The following is a 22371-nucleotide window of genomic DNA, read 5'->3' as shown; positions in this document are numbered from 1 at the left end:
AATAATAACCTTAGTTTATTTAAAGAATTTTTTTATAATTTATGTTCAATTCCGTTTAAAAGCATCGCTATAATTCCCACGAAAACCCAAAAACGTAATATGTTCAATGTGAGGAAGCTACTTCTCCTGCTGGAATTTAAAAAAAGATAGATACAAAGAATCATGATAAATAATCCGCCGGCAAAGTAGTAAGCCATAAATCCCGTCACACCCGTTTTGGTGATAATCTTCATAGAAACCGCCATGGTTACCAAAAGCAACGATATAAGAATGATTTTTGTATTTCTGCTTTTAAAATAATTAGGGATTGTAATATACCCAAAGGCTTTATCTACACTTCTTGTAAGTGTATCTTTTACGATATCAATGCATAAAAGAATCAGAAAAAGAAAAACAGCCATCAGGAAAACCTTCTTGGAAAAAGTTTCATAATATACCATCATCCCAAAAAACGGATATAAGGTAAGGCTTACAAATGTGAGATTATTCAGTATTAATATTCTGCTTAATTTGTGACTATAAAACCACATAAAAAACTGATATACTACAAAGAAAATAAACACATTATGGGAAATCATCCAAGCCACTCCTAAAGAAATGGCACTCAGCCCAAGATAAGCATATAAGAAATATTTCTGCTTAATGAAACTTTGAATTCTTGTTCTGAACGGTTTTACAATATGGTCTTTTTCCAGATCGTAGAACTGATTGATAATCCCACCGGCTAAAATAGTAAGAACAGTACAGAAAATAATCCCGTGTACTTTGAAGTCAAAAACGAAATTTCTAAAGGATTCTTCCTGATTAAACAGAAAAAAAGTGGAAACATAAAGGGCGAACGTTAAAAGAGCAGCCACAAAAAAACGTGCTCCAAGTAAAAAGCCCACAAATTGAGAAAATCTGTAAAGTAGAGATTTTGAAATATAGTTTTTAGATTGGAAAGTTTCTTTTTCAGAATTCATTCCAATCTATTTAAAATCTGTAAATAACTTCTTTTTGGAAGCCGTCAAGCATTTTTTCTGCTTTTTCATAGTCCTGGGTAAAGCCTAAAATATAGCCTCCACCACCGCTTCCACAGAGTTTTAGGTAATACGCATTGGAATCCAGACCTTTTTTCCAGATGTTAAAAATACTTTCAGGAATCATAGGACGGAAATGTTCATAAGCCCAGTGAGAAAGTTTTTTAAGATTTCTAAAGAAAGGATTCATATCTTTTTTAAGAAAAGCTTCTATACATGCATTGTTATAACGAATAAATTCTTCTTTCAATGTTTTACGGAAACCTTCTGTTTTCATTTTTTCAAAGAAGATCTGGATCATAGGTCCTGTTTCACCTGTAATTCCGGAATCAATCAGAAAGATGGCTCCTTTACCTTCTTGTCCGTCGGGAATGGATACTCTATCAAGATTTTCTTTATTTTCAATAAGAATCGGAAGGTTCATATAACAGATCAGAGGATCCATTCCTGAACTTTTCCCATGGAAATAACTTTCCATTTCACCGAAAACTGCCTTTAATTTTTTAAGATTTTCTTTGGAAATATTTTCAGGATTTAATTTACTTATTGAATATTTTTCAAAAATAGCAGCCACTAAAGCGCCTGAACTTCCCACTCCATATCCCTGAGGAATATTAGAATCGAAGAAAAGTCCGTTTGAAATATCATTCTTGAAGCTTTCAATATCTAATGTAAAATCATCAGAAAGATCAAGCGTGGTAAGAAAATCTGAATATTTCTGCAGATGCCTGTTGGAATTAAGTTCAAATTCAGAACTCAAATCTGAAAATTTTAAAGTTCCCTTATAGAAGCTGTAAGGTACTACAAGCCCCTGGGAATCTTCAATCATTCCATATTCTCCAAACAGAATTATTTTTGCATAAAATAAAGGGTTGGTCATCTTGACAATAAATCTTTTTGCAAAGTTAAAATTATTCCGTTGAATATAAGCAAAACCTGGACCGAATTATTAGTTTTTTGGTTTCACTTCACTCAATTACTATATAAAAATACGAAAAAAAGTATCGAGATCAAAAAAAATTCCCATCTTACTTTATATCAGCTCAGATTTTGAATAAGAATTAAGTTTAAGTTAAAAAATAAAAAAAGACGTTAAAAATAACGTCTTTTAATTTTTATAGTGTTTCTCTGTCTTTTCTCATTTTGACCTTCAGGAATCGGATTAAAATCAATCCTGCACCGAAGAATAATGTCATGGATAAAGCTGCAATACGCATATTATTAAAATGCTCAATCAATGTTGCAAAGATAAACGTACCGATAATAATGGCAATTTTCTCCAATACATCATAGAAACTGAAATAGGTTGTATTCTCCATTGAGTTTTCCGGAAGTAATTTTGAGTAAGTGGATCTGGACATTGCCTGAAGACCTCCCATTACCAATCCTACAACTGCTGCTACTCCATAGAACTGATATTCTACTGTAGGATTTTCTTTGTTTAAGAAATAAGCCCAGATACAAGCAACAATCCATAGGAAAATAGCGATTGAAATAACATTTCTGTTTCCGATTCTTTTGGAAAGTCTTGAGAAAATTACTGCTCCGATAATGGCTTCAATCTGGATTACCAAAAGGGTTCCAATCAGTTTATCCTGAGCTAGATTAATCTCACTTTTCCCAAATAAAGTAGCCATAAGGAAGATCGTTTGCATCCCAACGCTGTAAAAGAAGAAACTTGAAAGAAAGAATTTCAGATTTCGGTCTTTGAATAATTCTCCTCCTACTTTGAAAAGTTCATGAAAGCTTTCCTTCGCAATGTCTTTATAAAAGCTCATGTTATCTTTTAACACTTCAAAGAATCCTCCCTGTTCTTCATGTTTTTTAAAGATATTCTTGTAATTTAATAATACCAGATCTTTAGGAAGTTTATCTTTAACGTCTCCAAATTGTGGAAGATGTTTAAATGTATATTGTGAAAACCCGAACCACCATGCTCCTGTTAAAAGGAAACTGATTCTTGTAAATAATAATTGCTGTGCCGCTCCTTTTGCAAAAACCTGAATAAGGATTAAACAGATTACCACTAAAACTACAGAACCGATATATCCGTATACATATCCTCTTGCAGAAAGTGCATCCTGCCTGTCCGGCGTTGCAATATCCGGGAGAAAGGAATTATAGAAGACTAAGCTTCCCCAGAATCCGACACTTGCTGTAATACTGAAGAGGAGCCCCAAAAATACATTATGCATTCCTGTAAACATTGCAAGCCCCATACATGATGTTGCTCCAAGATAACAGAAAAACTGTAAGAATGACTTTTTGTTCCCAATAGTATCTGCCAGCGAAGACAAGAACGGAGATAATAATACTACGATAAAGAATGATATCGTTAATGAATATCCATATACCGCATCCGGCTGATATTCTTCTCCAAAAATTTTGATCATGTGCCTCACCGGGACATCAATCCATTGTTTTGTTTCCGTAACATATTCCTTCTTTTCATAAGCTGTGGTAAGAATGGAATAATAAATAGGGAAAATAGTGGAAGTAATAACCAGGGAATACACGGAGTTTGCCCAGTCATATACCGCCCAGGCTTTCATAATCTTCGGATTATTCTTTATGTTTTTAGGCTGTCGATTCTCAGTTTCAGACATTTCAAATAAATATTAGTAGCACAAAAATAAAAAAACCATTAAGAAATGGATAAGTTTTTAAAAAAATTATCGATTCCTTAATGGCAATATATTCTGAAACAGAATGTTATATATTTTCAATCACGATTGCAGAAGCTCCACCACCACCGTTGCAGATAGCTGCTGCACCGTATTTTGCGTTATTTTGCTTCAATACGTTGATCAAAGTAACTATGATTCTTGAGCCGGAGCTTCCAAGTGGATGCCCTAGTGCCACAGCACCTCCGTTTACGTTTACTTTAGAAGCATCTAAGCCTAAGATTTTGTTATTTGCCAATCCTACTACAGAGAAAGCTTCATTAAATTCGAAGAAATCAATATCTGAAATTTCTAACCCTGCTTTTTTAAGGGCGATAGGTAATGCTTTCGACGGAGCAGTTGTAAAGTTTTCAGGCTCTTGTGCTGCATCAGCGTAAGAAACGATCTTTGCTAATGGCTTTAATCCTAATTCTTCCATTTTTTCTTTTGAAACAAGGATTAACGCAGAAGCACCATCATTTAATGTAGAGGCATTAGCAGCTGTTACTGTTCCTTCTTCTTTTTTGAAAACTGTAGGAAGTGTTGAAATTCTGTCGAAGTTTACTGCTTTGTATTCTTCATCTTCAGCAAAGATTACAGGCTCACCTTTTCTTTGAGGAATAGAAACCGGTACGATTTCTTCATTAAATTTTCCTTCGCTCCAAGCTTTTGCTGATCTTTTATAAGATTCTATCGCGAAATTATCTTGATTTTCTCTTGTAATGCTATAATCTACCGCACATTTCTCTGCACATACGCCCATGTGTACTTTGTTGTAAACGTCAGTAAGCCCGTCCAACACCATACCATCCTGCATTTTGATATCTCCAAGTTTTGTTGCAACTCTTGCGTTATAATAATGAGGAACCAAAGACATGTTTTCCATACCTCCTGCAACAATTACTTCTGCATCACCTGCTTTAATTGCCTGTGCAGCCATTGTAACAGCTTTCATTCCTGAAGCACAAACTTTATTTACAGTAGTAGATGGTGTAGTAACAGAAAGACCTGCTCCTAAAGCTACCTGACGAGCCGGTGCCTGCCCTTCTCCTGCCTGTAATACATTCCCCATATAAATTTCCTGAACGTTTGCAGGATCTAAACCAATTTTATCTAATGCTCCTTTTACAGCAGTAGCTCCTAATTTAGTAGCCGGAACTGTTGACAAACTTCCCATAAAACTCCCCATAGGAGTTCTTACTGCGGAAACAATGAATACTTCTTTCATGTATATAATTTTTATTTTTTGCTCAGTGAAACCTTAGTTTCACTTTTTATAATTAAATTTATTTTACTTTTATGTAGACGATATCAAATTGGGATCCTTCAATCTTACTGTTAACCTTCAGCATATTATCCTGAGTGGCTATAATTTTATTATTGAAGACATCTCCTATCTGTGCCGGATCTTCCTTTGAAGATTTCTCTGTCACAATTGCTTTATAATTGCAGTCATCCAAAAAAACGAGGGTTGACTTTACAAAATCTTTTCCGTTGTTGAAATACTCCGTTTGAACATTATCTTTAATGATCATATGCCAAATGGCTTCCGGATAGTTGGCTCTAAGAAATTTACCTTCTTTTATATTTGAGCATTTAACAGGGTTGTCCAGTTTTTGTTGAGCAGACTCCTGAGCTTTAATCTGAGAAGCTGACAACAGTAAAAATCCAGCTGAAAGTACTTTAAAAAGATCCATAACTAAATTTGTGTACGTTGATTTACTTTTTTATTATTTCCTGGTAGAATCATCATAAAAGCGCCTAAGAACTCTACAATCCATCCCCATTTTAGTTTAACGACTCCTGCAAATGTTTCTCTCCAGGATTTGAATGGTAAGAAGCTGAAGTATTCTAAAGACTGCATTTTAACAGCAACCAGGGTAAATGTGAATAAAAGAATTAGCAGGATTCCAAAAAATCTTACAATTTTTGCGCTGCTATTTACAATTCCAAAGACTGCACACGCTGCAAAAATCCAACATGCTATAGCCAAGTAGTGGTCCAGCTTCCAATAATTCCAGTTGCCAATAATAGGAACATGCACCAAAGGCATAAAACTTCCTACAACCACTAATAACAATCCTAATAACTGAATATTTTTCATATTTACTAAAGTGCCAAAATACAAAAAAAAACACATTTTCAAATCATCTGCTTCCAAACATGTAATTCACTTGCCTAACAACCATTAGTCACAATGAAATATGCTAAAAATTAAATATTCAACAACGATATTAACAATATATTAATAAATTTAAAATACACAAATAATCATTATCATAATTCTAACCACACTTTTTATACTTATTAATAGATAAATCCTAATTATGAACTGGTTTAAAACAAAAAAATTGCACCTTCTTATAGAAAGTGCAATTATATGTTACTTATTTTAGCTGAATTAATGGTTCACAGAGGAAACATCTTCAGGTTTATGTTTATGCTTAAATAAAACAGCAAAGAATATAGCTAAAACCAATGAATAAATAGCAAATGACAGCCAAATCTGGTGCCAGTCTTTTACCATTACAACGGAAGAAAGTGTTCCGTCTGAATTTACTACTGCATTGAAACTGTTTTTTAAAATTTCTAAGAAAGTAGGATTATCCGGTGTTGTTTCCAGATAAGTTGATAATTCTGTTGCCGTATTAAATTTATGCGTAAAGAATTTATCAATAGCCCAACCTGCAATATAGCTGCCAAAAACAGCTCCGAAACCATTTGTCATCATCATAAATAACCCTTGTGCTGATGAACGGATCTTTTTATCTGTTGTAGTCTCTACGAAAAGAGATCCTGAGATATTAAAGAAGTCGAAAGCCATACCGTACACGATGCATGAAAGGATAATTAAAGATAATCCAAAGCCATCCGGTACTCCGTACGCAAAGAATCCAAATCTAAGTACCCATGCCAACATGGACATCAACATTACTTTTTTAATTCCGAATTTCTTAAGGAAGAAAGGGATTGCCAGAATAAATAATGTTTCTGATACCTGAGATATTGACATAATAATGGTAGATCTCTGTACTACAAATGAATCTGCATATTTTGGAAAATGGGCAAATTCACTCAAGAATACATCACCATACGCATTTGTCAACTGAAGTGCTGCTCCTAAAAGCATTGAGAACAGGAAAAATAACGCCATTTTATAGTTTCCAAAAAGCTTAAAGGCGTTCAGTCCCAGCTGTTCAGATAGTGGAGCGTCTTTATCAATAAGCTTTTGTGGTGGGCATTTTGGTAAAGTAAGAGCGTAAATTCCTAAAAAGATAGCTACTGCTCCTCCAATGTAAAACTGTCCTTCTGTAGCTTTATTTCCACTAAGGTTTGTAATCCACATTGCGACAATAAATCCAATAGTACCCCATACACGAATGGGTGGGAAGTCTTTTACTACATCCAGTCCGTTATTCTTTAGAATGGTATAGGAAATTGAATTGGTAAGGGCAATGGTAGGCATATAAAAGCACATTGCGACAAGCATTACCGAGAAAAATGAGTTCGGATCTGCAGAATGCGGCAATATGAAAAGCATAGCCCCATAAAGGATGTGTAATACTGAGAAGATTCGTTCTGCATTTATCCAACGATCAGCAATAATCCCAGTAATGGTAGGCATAAAAATGGAAGCAATTCCCATTGTTCCGAAAACAGCTCCAAACTGAGTTCCGTCCCAATGCTTTGTGCCAAACCAGAAGTTCGCCATCGTAATCAGCCATGCTCCCCAAACAAAAAATTGGAGAAAACTGAGGATGGTCAGTCGTAATTTTAAATTCATAGTTTATATAAAAAGTATCTCTTTAGTCAATTTTCTTTTTCCTTCTCTTGATTTCTTCCTGAATTTCAAGGGCGGTATCGTAATCTTCTTCTTTAACGGCATCGTCCAATAGCTTCTGAAGTTCCTCCATAGACAATGATTTTAGGCTATCTTCTGTCTGTACTGTTTCTGAAAAGCTTTCTTCTTCTCTTGAAACATCTTCTAATTCAAGTAAAATTCCAGCTTCGTTCAGAACCTGCTGCGTAGTAAAAATAGGGGCATCGAACCTTACCGCCATTGCAACGGCATCAGAAGTTCTTGCATCAAGAATCAATTCTTCTTCGGTCACTTTATTTTTGAAGTTGATATTTGAAAAGAAAACGCCATCTACAATTTGATAAATAATTACAGAAATCAGTTCATAATTGGCAGAAACGATAAATTTTGTGAAGAGGTCATGGGTAAGAGGACGCGGTGGATGGATATCTTTTTCTAGTCCAAGAGAGATCGACTGAGCTTCGAAATTTCCTATAACAACAGGTAATTTTATGTGTGTTTCTTCATGCTCCAGTAACAATGCATACGCACCAGATTGAGTCTGGCTGTACGATATTCCGCGAATAATTAGCTGTTTATAATCCATAGCTACAAATATAGATTAATTTTTTGTTGTGTTTTCACTTTTTTACACAAAAATAAAAGCCCGGAAAGCCGAGCTTTTATTGTATTGTTAATGATTGTCAAACGTCAATAGTGAATTTTGCTTCGCAGGTGAATTATTTAATTAAAAATTTACGAGCAAAGCGGATTTACTATTCACAATTCACTTTCTTATCCTTTGATTGCTTTAATTTTCTCTGTTAATGCAGGAATAATCTGGAAAGCATCTCCTACTACTCCGTAATCTGCTGACTTAAAGAATGGTGCTTCAGCGTCATTATTGATTACTACGATAGTTTTTGAAGAGTTTACTCCAGCTAAGTGCTGAATAGCTCCTGAAATACCTACCGCGATGTAAAGGTTAGGTGAAATAGCTTTACCTGTTTGCCCAACGTGCTCTGTGTGAGGTCTCCATCCGATGTCAGAAACTGGCTTAGAACAAGCTGTAGCTGCACCTAAAACGTTTGCTAAATCTTCAATCATTCCCCAATTCTCAGGACCTTTCATACCTCTACCTGCAGAAACTACAACTTCTGCTTCTTTAAGGTCTAATTTACCTGAGCTTTGTTCGTGAGAAATCACTTTAGTATCTTCATTGGCTACTGATAAGTTTTTCACTTCTTCAGAACCTGATACAGCATTTTCTTTAACACCGAAAGCGTTCTGAGAAACCGTAACAATTACTCCGTTTCCTTCAGCTTTTGCATGCATAAATCCTTTACCTGAGAATGCTCTTCTCTTTACCTGGAAAGGAGAAAGGCTTTCCGGAGCCTCTAAAGCGTTTGTAATTAAAGAATAATTCTTCATTACAGCTAACATTGGCGCAATAGATGAAGCGTCTGTAGTGTGAGGGAAAACGATGATATTTCCATCTACCACTTCATTTACAGCCTGAGCATATGCTTTAGCTGAGAAGTTTTTAAGACCTTCGTCCTTAATGTTGATTACGTTTGATGCTCCATATTTGTATAATAAATCTGAAGAATCAGTAGGGTTTACAGAGATTGCTGTAACTGTATCTCCAGCTTTATCAGCAATAGCTTTTGCGTAAGAAACTGCTTCAAAAGCTGCTTTTTTGTAAACTCCGTTTATATTTTCTGCGTATACGAATACTGCCATTGTTTTAAATTTAAAAATTAAAAGATTGAAAAATTTAAAGATTAGATTACTTTAGCTTCTTCGTGAAGTAATCTTACCAATTCATCTAAATTATCCGGAGATACCATTTTCACAGCTGCTCTTGGCGGAACACTATCGTAAGATACTCCCTGAACTTTTACTTCAGAAGAAGTAGGTTCTACCACTTGTAAAGGTTTTGTTCTAGCAGACATAATTCCTCTCATGTTTGGAATGATAAGGTCTTTTTCGTCTACTAATCCTTTCTGTCCTGCAATAATTGCTGGTAATTTAACAGAAATAGTTTCTTTTCCTCCTTCGATTTCTCTTACTGCAGTAGCTTCGCTTCCGTTTACATCTAATCCTACAGATGCATTTACGAAAGGCTGGTTTAGTAACTGAGCTACCATTCCCGGTACTGATCCACCGTTATAATCGATAGATTCTTTACCGCAAAGGATAAGATCATATCCTCCGTTTTGTGCTACAGCAGCAATTTCTTTTGCTGTTGAATAGCTATCTTTTGGATCAAGGTTTACTCTTACTGCATCATTAGCTCCGATAGCCAATGCTTTTCTGATTACGGGCTCTGTAGCAGCATCTCCTACGTTGATTACTGTTACTGTTGCTCCTTGAGATTCCTGAAGTTTAACTGCTTTTGTCAGCGCAAATTCGTCAAGAGGATTGATTACCCACTGAATTCCATTTTTGTCGAAAGCAGATTTGTCTGCTGTAAAGTTAATTTTGGAAGTAGTATCCGGCACACTACTAATACAAACTAATATTTTCATATGTTGTTCTTAATTTTTTTTATTTGATCATATGTAACCTTACGGTTTCATGTGTACTCTTTTATTTTTTCTCTTTTATGCATAAAATCGTGACGGCTTATGCATAGATTTTGTTTGAATTAATTTTTGCTAATATAAATAAAAAATATATTATGCATGCATAATACTTACTAAATTATTATTCAATACATTAGAAGTATTTACTTTGCTGGTTTTGTTGCTCTAAACTCAATTTTACTAGGCAAAACCCTTGAATTCATCTTCAGAATATCCAATATCAGATTTCCCATATCATCCGGCTGAATCTTCCAATTGTCTTTTTCGGACGGAATATTTCCGTTAAAGTGTGTAGCAACTGATCCTGGCATAATCACGGTAGATTTTATATTATATTTTCTCAAATCAATCATGGCGGCTTGTGTAAAGCCTACTACTCCGAACTTGGAAGCATTATAACCTGTTCCGTTTTCAAAGAAGTTTGCGCCTGCAAGACTTGAAATGGTAATATAGTAACCTTCTGTTTTCTTCAGTTCTTCTACGGAAGCTTTTAAGGTATAAAAAACACCTGTAAGATTGGTTTCTATCATATCATTCCATTCTTCAGCGGTAAGTTCATCTACAGGTTTAAATATTCCCAGCCCAGCATTGGCAATCACATAATCCAGTCTTCCGAATTTTTCCACTGCAAATTTTATGGCTTCCTGCTCGCTTTCTAAACTTCTTACATCTGATACAATTCCCAACACATGAGTTGAGTATTGTTTAAGATCTTCCTCTGCCTTCATGACATCTTCTTTTCTTCTCCCTGAAAATGCTACCGAAATACCATTTTCAAGCAAAATTTTAGCAATTCCAAAGCCTATCCCTTTTGTTCCGCCTGTTATATAAGCTGTTTTATTCTCTGTCATAATCTTTAAAATTTATTTCCCTAAAATAACAAAAACGCCCCAATTGGAGCGTTTTACTGATACTAAGATTTATCAGGTATTATTTTTTTATGAATTTCTCGGTAGTTTTACCCGCTTTAGTTTCAATATTGATAATGTAGCTTCCCGGATTCAGATGTCTAACATTTACTTTATCTCCATCTAAATCTGCATTTACTTTTCTTCCGCTGATGTCATAGATTTCAATGCTGTTTACTTTGTCTTTAGCTTTAATATTCAAAACATCAGTAACAGGATTAGGGAAAACAGACACTGAAGCAGCAGATGCTTTTGAAACTTCAGATGTTGCCAATGTTCCTGTTGTAGTAACTTTGAAATCGTCAACAGCAAATCCAAATTGGTCTTGTGATACACATTGAATAGCAATATAGATATTTTGCCCGCTGTAAGCATCCAGATTGTAAGTATACTCATGCCAAGTTGCATCAGACGGAGTTGTAACAGGATTAGGACTTATTACAGTAAAACTTGCCGTTGCTGTATTAGTTGTAGAAACTAGGACTTTAAATTTTTCTGCCCCAAAAGTAGCATCACATCCCTTTGCCCAGAAACTAAGATTGTTTCCTGATGATCCCAATTGCATTTGCGGAGTAATCATCCAGTCGTTATTCCATGGAGAGCTGCCTGCCGCAAAACATACCATCATTTTAGATCCTGTTTTTGCAGTCCAGTTGGATGCAGCTGTTGGCGTCATCACTGGTGTTGTAGCTGTAGAATTGAAAACTTGGAATGACTTTGCTACACCTGAGTTAGCAAAAGTAATACCTTGGAATCCGTAAGTTGATTTTAAATCAACATCCGTCAGTGTCCAGTTGCCCACATTACTAATTGCAAAATTAGTGTAAGTTTCAAAACTGTCTTCAAAGATTGTTGTTTGGGCATTTAAAGAGCATAATCCTAAAAATGCACCCAGTAGTAAAGTTTTCTTCATGATAATTTTTTTTAGTTTATGTAAAACTAATAATTTAAATGCAAATAAAAAAGCAAATTCATTAAAAAAATTAATTTAAAACAATTTAAAACATGAAAATACGCAAAAACTTAAAATTAAAAATATATCAAAAATAAGCAATAATAAATACATAATAAACAAAAAAACTACTTAAAAGGTTACAAGTGTTATATATTAAAAAACATAAGAATATAGGCGTTTTCTAAGAAAACGCCTATATTTAGACTATTACAATAAAATTATTTTTTTATAAATTTTTGATAATAAACTTCACCATCAATTACCGTTTTTATAACATACACATTGGGTTGAAGTTTTTTTACATTTATCATATTATCTGTATAAATTATATCAATTTTCTGTCCATGCAAATTAAAAATTTCAACTTCATCAAGCTTAGATTTCGATTTTACATGGAGATAATCTTCAACAGGATTGGGATACAAACTAAGCTTCTCACTTTTCGCTGCTGAATCTTTAACAGAGAGAATTATTTCATTATTAATCTTAACATTATCAATATACGCTGTTCCTATAGCATTGTCATGCACAAAACGTAATTGATCTATATTTAATGGATTAACAACAGTATCTGTATAAATTAAAACTTCATTTAAATAGTATTTGATTTCCATCGCTGATCCTACTATCTTTACTTTATACCAGGTATCTGGTGACCAGGTCTGCCCTGTTGAGATAAGTTGTGGTACACCGGAAACAGAACGTAATATTTTCATAACTCCGGTTTTATCAAAATCTACCCTTACAATAAACTGCTCAGTAATACTATCTACCCCCTGAAAACCAAAAACGGATCCGCCAATTTGTGACATATTAATATCAAATGACACTGAAAAATTATTATATGCAAGTGGTGTTGGCGGAAGATAAAAAGCTCCGATAATAGGCTCTGTTTGCGTACCAAAAACCGGTTCTTTTGTAATTTTCAGGGAACGTTCTCCATCTGTAGCACGATCAACACATATAATTTGATTGGTGATATTTTCAGGAATTCCTCCGGTAGGAGTACTAATCCAGTCTCCCTGTCCGTGGATATTTCCTTCTGTAAATCCTTCATTGCTTTCAAAGGATGCTGTTTGTTGCGAAAAACATAAGGTCATCAACAAAGAAAAAGCGATTGTGTAAATTTTTTTCATGGTAAATTCAAGTTTGTATTAAAAATATAAACTTTCCCTAAAAGATGAAATATTTTATTTCAAATAAAAAATAAAGCTTTTATTCTCAATGAATTTATTTTTAAAGTCCTATTAGAATACTCTCAATTCAAACTAATATCAGACACATTCAACACTTTCTTTCACATCATAATTAGCCAATAAAAAAGGCATCTCATAAAGAGACACCTTGATATGTAAAAATATTTTATAAATATTCAATAGTTATTTTGAATAATTTTCAAAAAACATTGGAATACTTTCAATTCCTTTATAGAAGTTAAATAATCCGTAGTGCTCATTTGGGGAATGAATCGCGTCAGAATCCAATCCGAATCCCATTAATACAGATTTAGCTCCTAAAATCTGCTCAAACATAGCTGTAATTGGAATACTTCCTCCTCCTCTGTATGGAAGGACTTCTTTTCCGAATGCAGATTCCATTGCCTGTTTTGCTGCAGCAAATTCTTTAGTATCCGTAGGCAAAACATAAGGCATACCTCCGTGGTGTGGTGTTACTTTAATTTTTACTGTATCCGGAGCAATTTTTTCAAAATATTTTGTGAATTTTTCAGTGATTTCCTGAGGAGTCTGGTAAGGAACCAAACGCATTGAAATTTTAGCAAAAGCCTTTGAAGGAATTACTGTTTTTGCGCCTTCACCTGTATAACCACCCCAAATTCCGTTGCAATCTAAAGTAGGACGAATAGATGTTCTTTCTAATGTTGTATATCCTTTTTCTCCTTCAATATTGCTTAAACCGATTGATTTTTTGAATTCTTCAGGATTGTCTTTCAATTTGTTCATTTCAGCTCTCTCAGCATCAGAAACCGTTTCTACGTTATCATAGAATCCATCAATAGTGATATGACCGTTTTCATCAATCAGATTAGCGATCATTCTTGAAAGAACGTGGATAGGGTTTGGAACTGCGCCACCGTAAAGTCCTGAGTGTAGATCTCTGTTTGGACCCTCTACCTCTACTTCTACATAGCTTAATCCTCTTAAGCCCGTTGTAACCGTCGGTTGTTCGTTACTGTAAATATGAGTATCTGAAATTAAAATACAGTCACAAGCTAATTTTTCTTTATTTTCATTTACCCAATCTCCTAAGCTTACAGATCCCACTTCTTCTTCACCTTCTAAGATAAATTTAACGTTGCAAGGAAGAGCATTGGTTTTCATCATTGCTTCGAAAGCTTTCAAATGCATAAAGAACTGTCCTTTGTCATCAGCAGCACCTCTTGCGAAGATTGCCCCATCCGGGTGAAGTTCAGTTTTTTCGATATAAGGTTCGAAAGGAGGTTTTGTCCATAATTCTAATGGATCAGCAGGCTGAACATCATAGTGTCCGTATACCAATACTGTAGGTAAGCTTTTATCTAAAATTTTCTCTCCGAAAACGATTGGATATCCCTTAGTCTGGCAAACTTCAACATTATCAGCTCCTGCATTTTTAAGGTGTGCTGCCACTACATCTGCACATTTTAATACGTCATCTTTATATGCCGGATCTGCAGAAATGGAAGGAATTCTCAATAACTCAAATAATTCATCTACGAAACGCTGCTTGTTTTCGTTGATGTAATTTAATGTCTCTTGCATTGTAAAAATTTATTTTGTTAAAATTAAAAAAAATGCACCGCTGGACCAAGCAAAAACCTATAGATTTTCTAAAGAAGAGGATTATTTCACCGGAATTAGCGGAACAGTCATTTTTAAAAATAAAAATTGCCCTGCTTGTACAGGGCAATTGTATATTGTATACTGATAATTAGTGTCCAGCTTTTGGAGCCTCTTCTTTGGTTTCAGTAGGCTTTGCAGCAGCAGTACTATCTGTTTTAGGAGCTACAGTTTCTGGTTTTGCAGCTTCTTCCTTGTGTTCAGCAGTAGCCTCATGTGTAGCATGAGCTTCTCCACCCTGAGCATCGTCAGAATATCTTTCTACTCCTTCTTCAAGTTTCAAAGTACCTTTGTTTCCTCCCTGCGGTACTTTTTTACAGCTTACAGCTACTGTTGCAATCGCTAAACATATAACTAATTTTTTCATATGTAAAATTTATTTTTTTAATGATCATATAAAATCGCACTATTCTATTTGTCTAAACAAGGTGCAATTTCATGCTTAAATTTTAGATTGCCCAAAATTAAGAAATCCTGTTTCTTTCGGCAACATTTTTAGACTGATTTTAAAATAATTTTCCCTTTTTTGGATTGTGTAAAAATAAGGTAATTATTTCCGCCATCTTTTAATGCATATTTCTTCTTAATTTCTTCAGGCTTTAAAGGATAGTTTTTTGAAATGATATTGAATTGCTCTTTCTTTTTAATGTTTTTAGAATCAACAACTTCCATTTCAAAAAATCTTCCGGGAAAGTCTTCTTTCTTATCAGCAGAAGTATAAATATGAGTATTGGGGTGTAATTTTTTTACCCTGAATTTCTCTGCAATTAAATTAAAGATTCCAGCTTTTAAAATAGAATTATTGGGAATATAAATAAATTTTTCAGGTTCGGAATACTCAGATTGAGCATTTTCTTCTTCTCCAAATGTAAAACTAAAGGCAGATTCTCCGCTCTCAAGGTTCACACAATTGCAAATAATCCCGTTTCTATTTGCTTTAGACAAAAAGACTACGACTTCTTTTACATCGTTTTTAAGGGCAATAATATCTATTCTGAAAATATTCGGGAGAACGGAAACAAGATACTTCAAATCAATCAAAGGAGAAAGCTTAATAATCACCTGATCTGATATTGATAATAAATTCTCGTGGATTTCAAGAATATTGGGAGAAAGATCTTCTAAAAGAAAGACCTTATTTTTATTTTGATCTCTTCGAGCCGGATCTAAATAAACAGTATCGAAATATTCTTGGTTTTCATTCAGAAAATCTTCTAATTTACGGTTAATAAATCTTGCTTTTCTTCCTAAAGCACCCCAATTATGCTCTACAATCTCCAAAAGCTCTGTGTTCTGCTCTATTAAAGTAACTTCCTCAAAGTTTTGAGACAGATAATAAGCATCAATTCCAAATCCGCTGGTAAGGTCAATAAACTTTTTTCCTTTTAAAATTTCTGATTTATAAAGGGCTGTTTTTTCAGATGAAGACTGCTCCATATTGAGTTGTGGCGGAAAGATAATTCCTTCTTTCAATAAAAAGGGAAATTTTCTTTCTGCTACTTGTTTTCCTTTGATTTGCTGCACAATTTCCTGTATGGAAACCTCAGGAAACGGAGATTTTTTTAACAATAGAGAGTGCAAATCTGCTTTTAGATTCGCATTGATATAGTCTTGGACTTTTTTATTTAATAGTTTAACCACAGATTTTCGCGGATTTACACAGATGATTATGTTTTGTTTTTTGTTAATTAAAAATATATAGCCAATACATTATACGCAATCATCTGTGAAAATTTGTGTAATCTGTGGTGAAATTAAAATATTTACAGTCTTCACCTATTTACGGATGATTATTCTTGGTTTAATCTATCATTCCATTTATTTTTCTAAAAATACTTTTATCAATATAGTCGGTATTAAAATTGACTAAAAGCCCTAATTTTAAATTTGTCAGTTTTAAGATATTTACATTATCAACCTTACTGAATTCAATTTTCAGTAGTTGTTTTATATTTTAAACCTATGGTATAAAAAAATTCACAGAATATTATGAATAATCATCTGTGAAAATATGTGTAATCCGTGGTTTAAAAAGGTTATTCAAACATTTCTGCCCAACGAACGGCTTGTATTTCTTTTTCGTTATAAAGATCATTAATAGCCTTTTTAACGTCTAATTTTGGATATAAATTAACTCCGATCAGCTTTATTTTCCCTTCTTCTATCCATTGTTGCTCAGCAATAGCCTGCTCGTAGATCTTTTTTTGAATGATTCCTTGTTTTAAGAGCTCCAAGTAACCTCCTGCTTCTTCTATTTCAACAAATAAAGCCCAAGATTTCTCTGCAATCTGCTGAGTAATATCTTCAACATAATAGCTCCCGTTAGCGGCATCCTCGAATACATTAATAATACTTTCGTAAGCCAGAACAATCTGTTGCTTGAAAGAAATTTCTTCAGAGTTATCTGTACTTCTTTCTACAAGATAATTGTTTGTAAAAACGGCATCTGCCCCTCCAATCATTGCTGAAGCCAGCTCCAATGTAGAACGGATCAGGTTATTTTCATTGTCGGAAATGGCTTTATTTCTAAGTGAGGTTTCTGCAAATATGTAAGGAATTTCATTCAACCCATATTCTTTTGAAAGTTGATTAAAAACCATTTTAAAGGCTCTTAATTTTGCCATTTCAAAGAAGTAATTTCCACCTACCGCAATTTTAAAGATCAGTTTATTAAGTATTTCCGATCCGTATGCTTCTACAAGCTCTTTTGTTTTTGCCAAAGCAATACCAAGCTGCTGATAAATAGCAGCGCCTGCATTCTGATGTAGTGAAATATCAACACAGATGCTTCTTTTGAATTCTTTTGACAATAATTCTTTTGCCAGCTGATCATCAATAGTTGCCTCTTTTTCATTAAACACATCAATTAAAGAAAAATACTGATCATTTTCCTGTGGGCTGATATGTCCTGCAAGCTCTTTATTGTTAATAAAAATGGTTTTTTCATCCAGATTTTCAACATTCTGATCAAGTAAAAAGGCAAATACTTCTTCTTCCAGACTTTCATGATATCTTGCCACCAAATGAGTACTTTCTTCAACTTTTGGCAGATTTACCAAAGGTTTTTTAACATCTGTATAAAAAGGCTTCACCTCTATCCCTTCAAGGTTCTCCTTTTCAAGAATAGGATAAATATCTTCTGTTTTAAGCTGTTTTTTTACTAAATTTTCCCAGTTTGGAAGTGTAGCTGTATCTGACATTAGTTTTGTTTAAATTGTGAATTGTTGATGGTGAATTTTGCCTCGCAAGTGAATAGCTTTCATCAATACCCCATTTACCATTCACTACTGCCCTTTACCACTCTTTTATTTCTTAGCGACTTTTGTACTGTCGACTACCAGAATAAAGATCTCTTCGTTAGGCTTTTTCATAAAATAATTCTCTCTTGCGTACTTTTCTTTCTCTGATTTGTTGTTCATCAATTTTTTGTAGAAGGCATCATTCTTTTCGTATTCTTTTTTGTAATACTCCAATTGATCTTCGTATTTATGAATCTCACCATTCAGTTCGTTAATTACAAGAAATGAGGTTTTGTCGAAGAAAATCATCCATACCAAAAACAGACAGATCGTAATGGTATACTTATTCAACACATATTTTTGGATAAGTTTGAATGTTTCAGATTTCGGCTGAATGTCTTTGATAAGGTTATTTTCTTCCATTTTTTTTAATGTTTTCTCAACGAGTTTTTAATAACAGTAGTTAAAAAATCAATCGCTACGGAATTCTGTCTCATATTCGGGATAATAAGATCAGCCTCATTCTTGGATGGCTCAATGAATTCCTGGTGCATTGGTTTTAAAGTAGTCTGATAACGGTGTAATACTTCGCTCAGATCTCTTCCTCTTTCCTGGGTATCTCTTCTGATCCTTCTGATTAATCTTTCATCAGAGTCTGCATGTACAAATACTTTCAGATCAAATTCTTTTAATAATTCTTTATTGGTAAGAACCAAAATTCCCTCTACTACCAATACATTTTTAGGTTCTACAGTAACGTGATCTCCCGTTCTGGAATGTGTTACAAAGCTGTAAATAGGCTGTTCAATAGGCTCATTATTCTTTAAAGCTTTTACGTGTTTTATCAATAATTCAAAATCTATTGATTTCGGATGGTCATAATTCAGAGCCTCTCTTTCTGTCAATGTAAGACCTTGGTTGTCATGATAATAATTATCCTGAGAAAGGATATTCATTCCTTCGATATCAAGCTGCTGAAGTATCTTATCAACAACTGTAGTTTTGCCGGATCCTGTCCCACCGGCAATTCCTATTACAAGCATTGTTTTTTTGTTTCTTTATAGTTGGTACAAATATACTATTTTAGATAAAATGTGGCAATGAAAGGAGCGAAATTGAGCAATTAGGTAATTCTTATATATTGAGTTTAAAGTAATTAATCTCAAAAATTATGACATTGCCTAAAATTGGATGGATTTGAAGAAAAAAAGTTTGTCTTTTTATTTTAAACGCAAGAGATACGCAAAGGATTTATAAAATTATATGGATATTTTTTGCTCGCAAAGGCATTTCATTCAGCAATGTTCTCTATAAAGCCTTGACTAAATATTAATGCCTCTGTGTAATTCTTTATTTTTTACTTAAGAAATTTTGCGAACGCCCGTATAAAAAAATTTATAGAAAAATGAAAACTGGGGCATAAATTTTAGAATATTTAAATCATGAAGCTCCTCCTACAGCGGAATGACAATGACTTATCATGGAATATTCCTAAAAGATTTTCACAAAAAAACCGACCCTTTGTTTGGTCGGTTTTCTTTTATACGATTTCACTTGTTAATTCGCGTGAAATTAATTTTTCGTGCATAGGCTTCAAAAGATCCAATGAGCCTGTTTTTACTGTACATTTGCCTTTGTAATGAACAAGAATTGTACATTGTTCTGCCTGTTCCAATGTATGTTTACAAATCTCGATCAGGCTATCAATTACATAATCGAAAGTGTGAATATCATCATTATGTAATACAAGTTTGTAGACGTCATCCGTATCATCCAGCACAAGAACTTCTTCTTCATACTGACGTTTTGGATTTTCGTAGTCTTTTATAGTATTATAAAAATTCATAGTAACTATTTTTAAACTTCTCCAATTTTGTCTGCTAAATTATCAAGAGCATTAGGTTCCAGATAAACCAATTCTACGAGTTCTACACTCTTATTGTTCATCTTCAGGATCTTGAAATGATAGTTATCTAAGTCAAATTCCTGGTTTTCTTCAGGAATATCTTCCAATTCGTAAAGGATAAATCCTGCTAATGAATTATACTCGCTTTCTTCAGAAAGTGGTAATTTTTTAGGTAAAAATTCATTAATTTCATCCAAAGGCTGTGTAGCCTGTACCCAATAGGTATTATCAGCAATTTTATCAACAATTTTTTCTTCTTCATCTTCTTCATCCTGAATTTCTCCTACAAGCTCCTCCAGAATATCCTCAAGGGTAATAATACCTTCAGTTCCGCCAAATTCATCAATAACGATGGCAAGGTGTTGTTTTTTCTGTTGGAAAATTTTTAATAAGTCTGAAACTTTCTTACTTTCCACCACGAAAAAGGCATCACGCATTAGGTCTTTAAGATCTTCATGATCTAAAGCTCCTTTCCTTTTTACATATTCTCTGATAATTTCTTTTGTATAGAAAATACCTATTACATTATCAATAGAATCAAGATAAACAGGAATACGGGAATATCCGCTGTCCATAATTTTGTTGATAATTTCGTTGATATCTTCTTCAAAGTCAATTGATGTTATGTTTTGTCTTGGAACCATGATCTGTTTCGCAGAGTGATCTGTAAAATCAAATGCGTTTTTGATAATTTCATAGTTCTCTTCCTCAATTTCACCACTGTCCGCACTTTGTTTTACCAAAAGCTGTAGTTCTTCTGTAGAGTGAATCTCCTGTTCAGATGCCGGATGGATTTTTACAAGTCTTAAAAAACCGTTAGACATTGAGTTCATCAACCAGATAAAAGGTTTAAAAATCGTGTAGAAAACTCTCAATGGAACCGCTGTTGCCATTGTTGTTGCTTCAGATTTTCTGATGGCAATTGATTTAGGGATAAGCTCTCCAAATACAATATGCATAATGGTAATTAATACAAAGCTTATTATCAATGCTACCGAAGTGATGGTAGCCTGACTCATATTTATATTAAGTGAATGAAAAATATTTTCAACGATATGATGAAGAGCGCTCTCTCCTACCCAACCCAGGGCAAGGGAAGCCAACGTAATACCTAATTGTGTAGCGGAAAGATATTCATCCAAATGCTTGATGATATGTTCTGCCTGCTTTGCCATAGAATCCCCTTCTGCAGCTTTAAGTTGAATTTGAGAATAACGAACTTTAACAATTGAAAATTCTGCGGCTACGAAGAAGCCATTTAGTAAAACAAGAAATAAGGCCAGCAAAAGCCTGACTATGTCCGAGTCCATTTAAAAGTTGTATAAATTATATTAGCTACAAAGATATGCAAAATATAAATAACCTGAATCGGGGATAGATTATTTCAATAAAGGATTTTTTTTGAAGAATTTTCACCTTCTAAAACCTACCTATTTTAGAATTAAAAAAATATTTGGATACGTAATATGTTTTTCTAATATAAAGAGATATTTTGAGTGTTAAATGAGTTTTTTGGACTTTACACAACAAAAAAGCATCGATAATATCGATGCTTTTGGATTGTATGTTAAAATAATTCTTTACGAATTTTTCAAAGCTTCTGCTCCTGAAACAATTTCCAAAATTTCATTGGTAATTGCAGCTTGTCTTGCTTTGTTGTAGAAGATCACTAGATCATTCTTTAAAGCTTGAGCATTATCTGTTGCTTTGTGCATTGCGGTCATTCTTGCTCCGTGCTCAGATGCTACTGAATCTAAGATTGCTTTGAAAACCTGAGTTTTGATAGACTTTGGAATCAAGTTATCCAAGATCTCTGCTCTGTTAGGTTCAAAGATATAATCTGTTTCCACCTGTGGTTCTGTAGTTTCAGGCATTGAGATTGGAAGAAGTTGTTCTGTAGTTACTTCTTGAGTAGCAGCATTAACGAATTTGTTATAGATAACATAAACTTCGTCAAATTTACCTTCTTTGAAGCTAGTCATTACTCCTTCAGTAATATGAGCAACAGAATCAAAGTTTAAATTATCATAAACAGAACTTCCATTAGTATATACTGAACGGTTTCTTCTTACAGCATCATATACTTTTTTACCTACAGGAAGAACTTCAATCTCATATTGAGAATTGTTCTGAAACTGCTGGTTAAGCTCTTTTACGATTGAAGAGTTAAAAGCTCCCGCAAGACCTCTGTTTGAAGTAACAGCGATGAAAAGTATTCTTTTAACCTCTCTTTTCTGAGCATATACAGAAATCTGATCAGGATCAGAGCTAGAATTTACATTCTGGATAAGCTCCTGTAGTTTTTCAGAATAAGGTCTTAACATTACGATTGCGTCCTGTGCTTTTTTAAGTTTCGCAGCGGAAACCATCTTCATAGCACGTGTAATCTGCATCGTAGATGAAATTGACGTAATTCTGCCTCGTATTTCTTTTAAGTTTGCCATTAATTTGGGTTCA

Annotated in this window: 22 protein-coding genes; all 22 read right to left on the bottom strand. The window is 33.9% G+C overall.

Annotation, left to right across the window (positions count from 1 at the left end):
• Positions 1 to 32: 32 nt before the first annotated feature.
• Complete coding sequence (locus AC5YGG_RS08565) at positions 33 to 962, bottom strand: UbiA family prenyltransferase (protein WP_496144100.1); 930 nt, start codon at positions 960 to 962, stop codon at positions 33 to 35.
• Positions 963 to 972: 10 nt separating this feature from the next.
• Positions 973 to 1899, bottom strand: coding sequence for a mevalonate kinase family protein (locus AC5YGG_RS08560; RefSeq protein ID WP_496144099.1), 927 nt, complete (start codon positions 1897 to 1899; stop codon positions 973 to 975).
• Between the two features lie 235 nt (positions 1900 to 2134).
• A complete protein-coding gene (locus tag AC5YGG_RS08555; protein WP_496144098.1) occupies positions 2135 to 3625 on the bottom strand; it encodes an MFS transporter in 1491 nt (496 codons plus the stop codon).
• A gap of 106 nt (positions 3626 to 3731) precedes the next feature.
• Complete coding sequence (locus tag AC5YGG_RS08550) at positions 3732 to 4910, bottom strand: acetyl-CoA C-acyltransferase (RefSeq protein WP_496144097.1); 1179 nt, start codon at positions 4908 to 4910, stop codon at positions 3732 to 3734.
• Between the two features lie 58 nt (positions 4911 to 4968).
• Positions 4969 to 5379 (bottom strand): hypothetical protein, encoded by a 411-nt coding sequence (locus AC5YGG_RS08545; protein ID WP_496144096.1) that lies wholly within the window; start codon positions 5377 to 5379, stop codon positions 4969 to 4971.
• Between the two features lie 2 nt (positions 5380 to 5381).
• The gene (locus AC5YGG_RS08540; RefSeq protein WP_496144095.1) at positions 5382 to 5786 is read right to left on the bottom strand and encodes a hypothetical protein; all 405 of its coding nucleotides are present in this window, start codon (positions 5784 to 5786) and stop codon (positions 5382 to 5384) included.
• A gap of 297 nt (positions 5787 to 6083) precedes the next feature.
• A complete protein-coding gene (locus tag AC5YGG_RS08535; protein WP_496144094.1) occupies positions 6084 to 7466 on the bottom strand; it encodes a nucleoside permease in 1383 nt (460 codons plus the stop codon).
• Positions 7467 to 7488: 22 nt separating this feature from the next.
• Positions 7489 to 8088: a bifunctional nuclease family protein gene (locus AC5YGG_RS08530; RefSeq protein ID WP_496144093.1), complete on the bottom strand. Its 600-nt coding sequence runs from the start codon at positions 8086 to 8088 to the stop codon at positions 7489 to 7491.
• Between the two features lie 188 nt (positions 8089 to 8276).
• A complete protein-coding gene (locus tag AC5YGG_RS08525; RefSeq protein WP_496144092.1) occupies positions 8277 to 9224 on the bottom strand; it encodes an electron transfer flavoprotein subunit alpha/FixB family protein in 948 nt (315 codons plus the stop codon).
• A gap of 41 nt (positions 9225 to 9265) precedes the next feature.
• A complete protein-coding gene (locus tag AC5YGG_RS08520) occupies positions 9266 to 10012 on the bottom strand; it encodes an electron transfer flavoprotein subunit beta/FixA family protein (protein WP_065398045.1) in 747 nt (248 codons plus the stop codon).
• Positions 10013 to 10212: 200 nt separating this feature from the next.
• Positions 10213 to 10920 carry an SDR family oxidoreductase gene (locus tag AC5YGG_RS08515; RefSeq protein ID WP_496144091.1) on the bottom strand — a complete coding sequence of 236 codons (708 nt, stop codon included), beginning with the start codon at positions 10918 to 10920 and terminating at the stop codon, positions 10213 to 10215.
• A gap of 79 nt (positions 10921 to 10999) precedes the next feature.
• Positions 11000 to 11890 carry a choice-of-anchor J domain-containing protein gene (locus AC5YGG_RS08510; protein WP_496144090.1) on the bottom strand — a complete coding sequence of 297 codons (891 nt, stop codon included), beginning with the start codon at positions 11888 to 11890 and terminating at the stop codon, positions 11000 to 11002.
• Between the two features lie 260 nt (positions 11891 to 12150).
• On the bottom strand, positions 12151 to 13068 hold the full coding sequence (locus AC5YGG_RS08505; protein ID WP_496144089.1) for a T9SS type A sorting domain-containing protein: 918 nt from the start codon (positions 13066 to 13068) through the stop codon (positions 12151 to 12153).
• Positions 13069 to 13311: 243 nt separating this feature from the next.
• Complete coding sequence (locus tag AC5YGG_RS08500; protein WP_496144088.1) at positions 13312 to 14691, bottom strand: dipeptidase; 1380 nt, start codon at positions 14689 to 14691, stop codon at positions 13312 to 13314.
• Positions 14692 to 14860: 169 nt separating this feature from the next.
• Positions 14861 to 15136: a hypothetical protein gene (locus AC5YGG_RS08495; RefSeq protein ID WP_496144087.1), complete on the bottom strand. Its 276-nt coding sequence runs from the start codon at positions 15134 to 15136 to the stop codon at positions 14861 to 14863.
• A gap of 128 nt (positions 15137 to 15264) precedes the next feature.
• On the bottom strand, positions 15265 to 16410 hold the full coding sequence (locus AC5YGG_RS08490) for a class I SAM-dependent methyltransferase (RefSeq protein WP_496144086.1): 1146 nt from the start codon (positions 16408 to 16410) through the stop codon (positions 15265 to 15267).
• A gap of 395 nt (positions 16411 to 16805) precedes the next feature.
• Positions 16806 to 17969 carry a methylmalonyl-CoA mutase family protein gene (locus AC5YGG_RS08485; protein WP_496144085.1) on the bottom strand — a complete coding sequence of 388 codons (1164 nt, stop codon included), beginning with the start codon at positions 17967 to 17969 and terminating at the stop codon, positions 16806 to 16808.
• A gap of 105 nt (positions 17970 to 18074) precedes the next feature.
• Positions 18075 to 18431: an FtsB family cell division protein gene (locus AC5YGG_RS08480; RefSeq protein WP_068943509.1), complete on the bottom strand. Its 357-nt coding sequence runs from the start codon at positions 18429 to 18431 to the stop codon at positions 18075 to 18077.
• A 5-nt stretch (positions 18432 to 18436) separates the two neighbouring features.
• Positions 18437 to 19051 (bottom strand): uridine kinase, encoded by a 615-nt coding sequence (gene udk / locus AC5YGG_RS08475; protein ID WP_496144084.1) that lies wholly within the window; start codon positions 19049 to 19051, stop codon positions 18437 to 18439.
• 497 nt (positions 19052 to 19548) lie between these two features.
• Positions 19549 to 19854: an ATP-dependent Clp protease adaptor ClpS gene (locus tag AC5YGG_RS08470; RefSeq protein WP_496144083.1), complete on the bottom strand. Its 306-nt coding sequence runs from the start codon at positions 19852 to 19854 to the stop codon at positions 19549 to 19551.
• A gap of 11 nt (positions 19855 to 19865) precedes the next feature.
• Positions 19866 to 21224, bottom strand: a complete 1359-nt coding sequence (locus AC5YGG_RS08465) for a hemolysin family protein (RefSeq protein ID WP_496144082.1) — start codon at positions 21222 to 21224, stop codon at positions 19866 to 19868.
• Between the two features lie 270 nt (positions 21225 to 21494).
• Positions 21495 to 22358 (bottom strand): ATP synthase F1 subunit gamma, encoded by an 864-nt coding sequence (gene atpG / locus AC5YGG_RS08460; RefSeq protein WP_496144081.1) that lies wholly within the window; start codon positions 22356 to 22358, stop codon positions 21495 to 21497.
• Between the last annotated feature and the right edge of the window lie 13 nt (positions 22359 to 22371).

This window comes from Chryseobacterium sp. CS2K3, from assembly GCF_059515185.1.
Note: the sequence above shows the minus strand (reverse complement) of the source record. Positions and strands in the feature narration are given on the sequence as shown.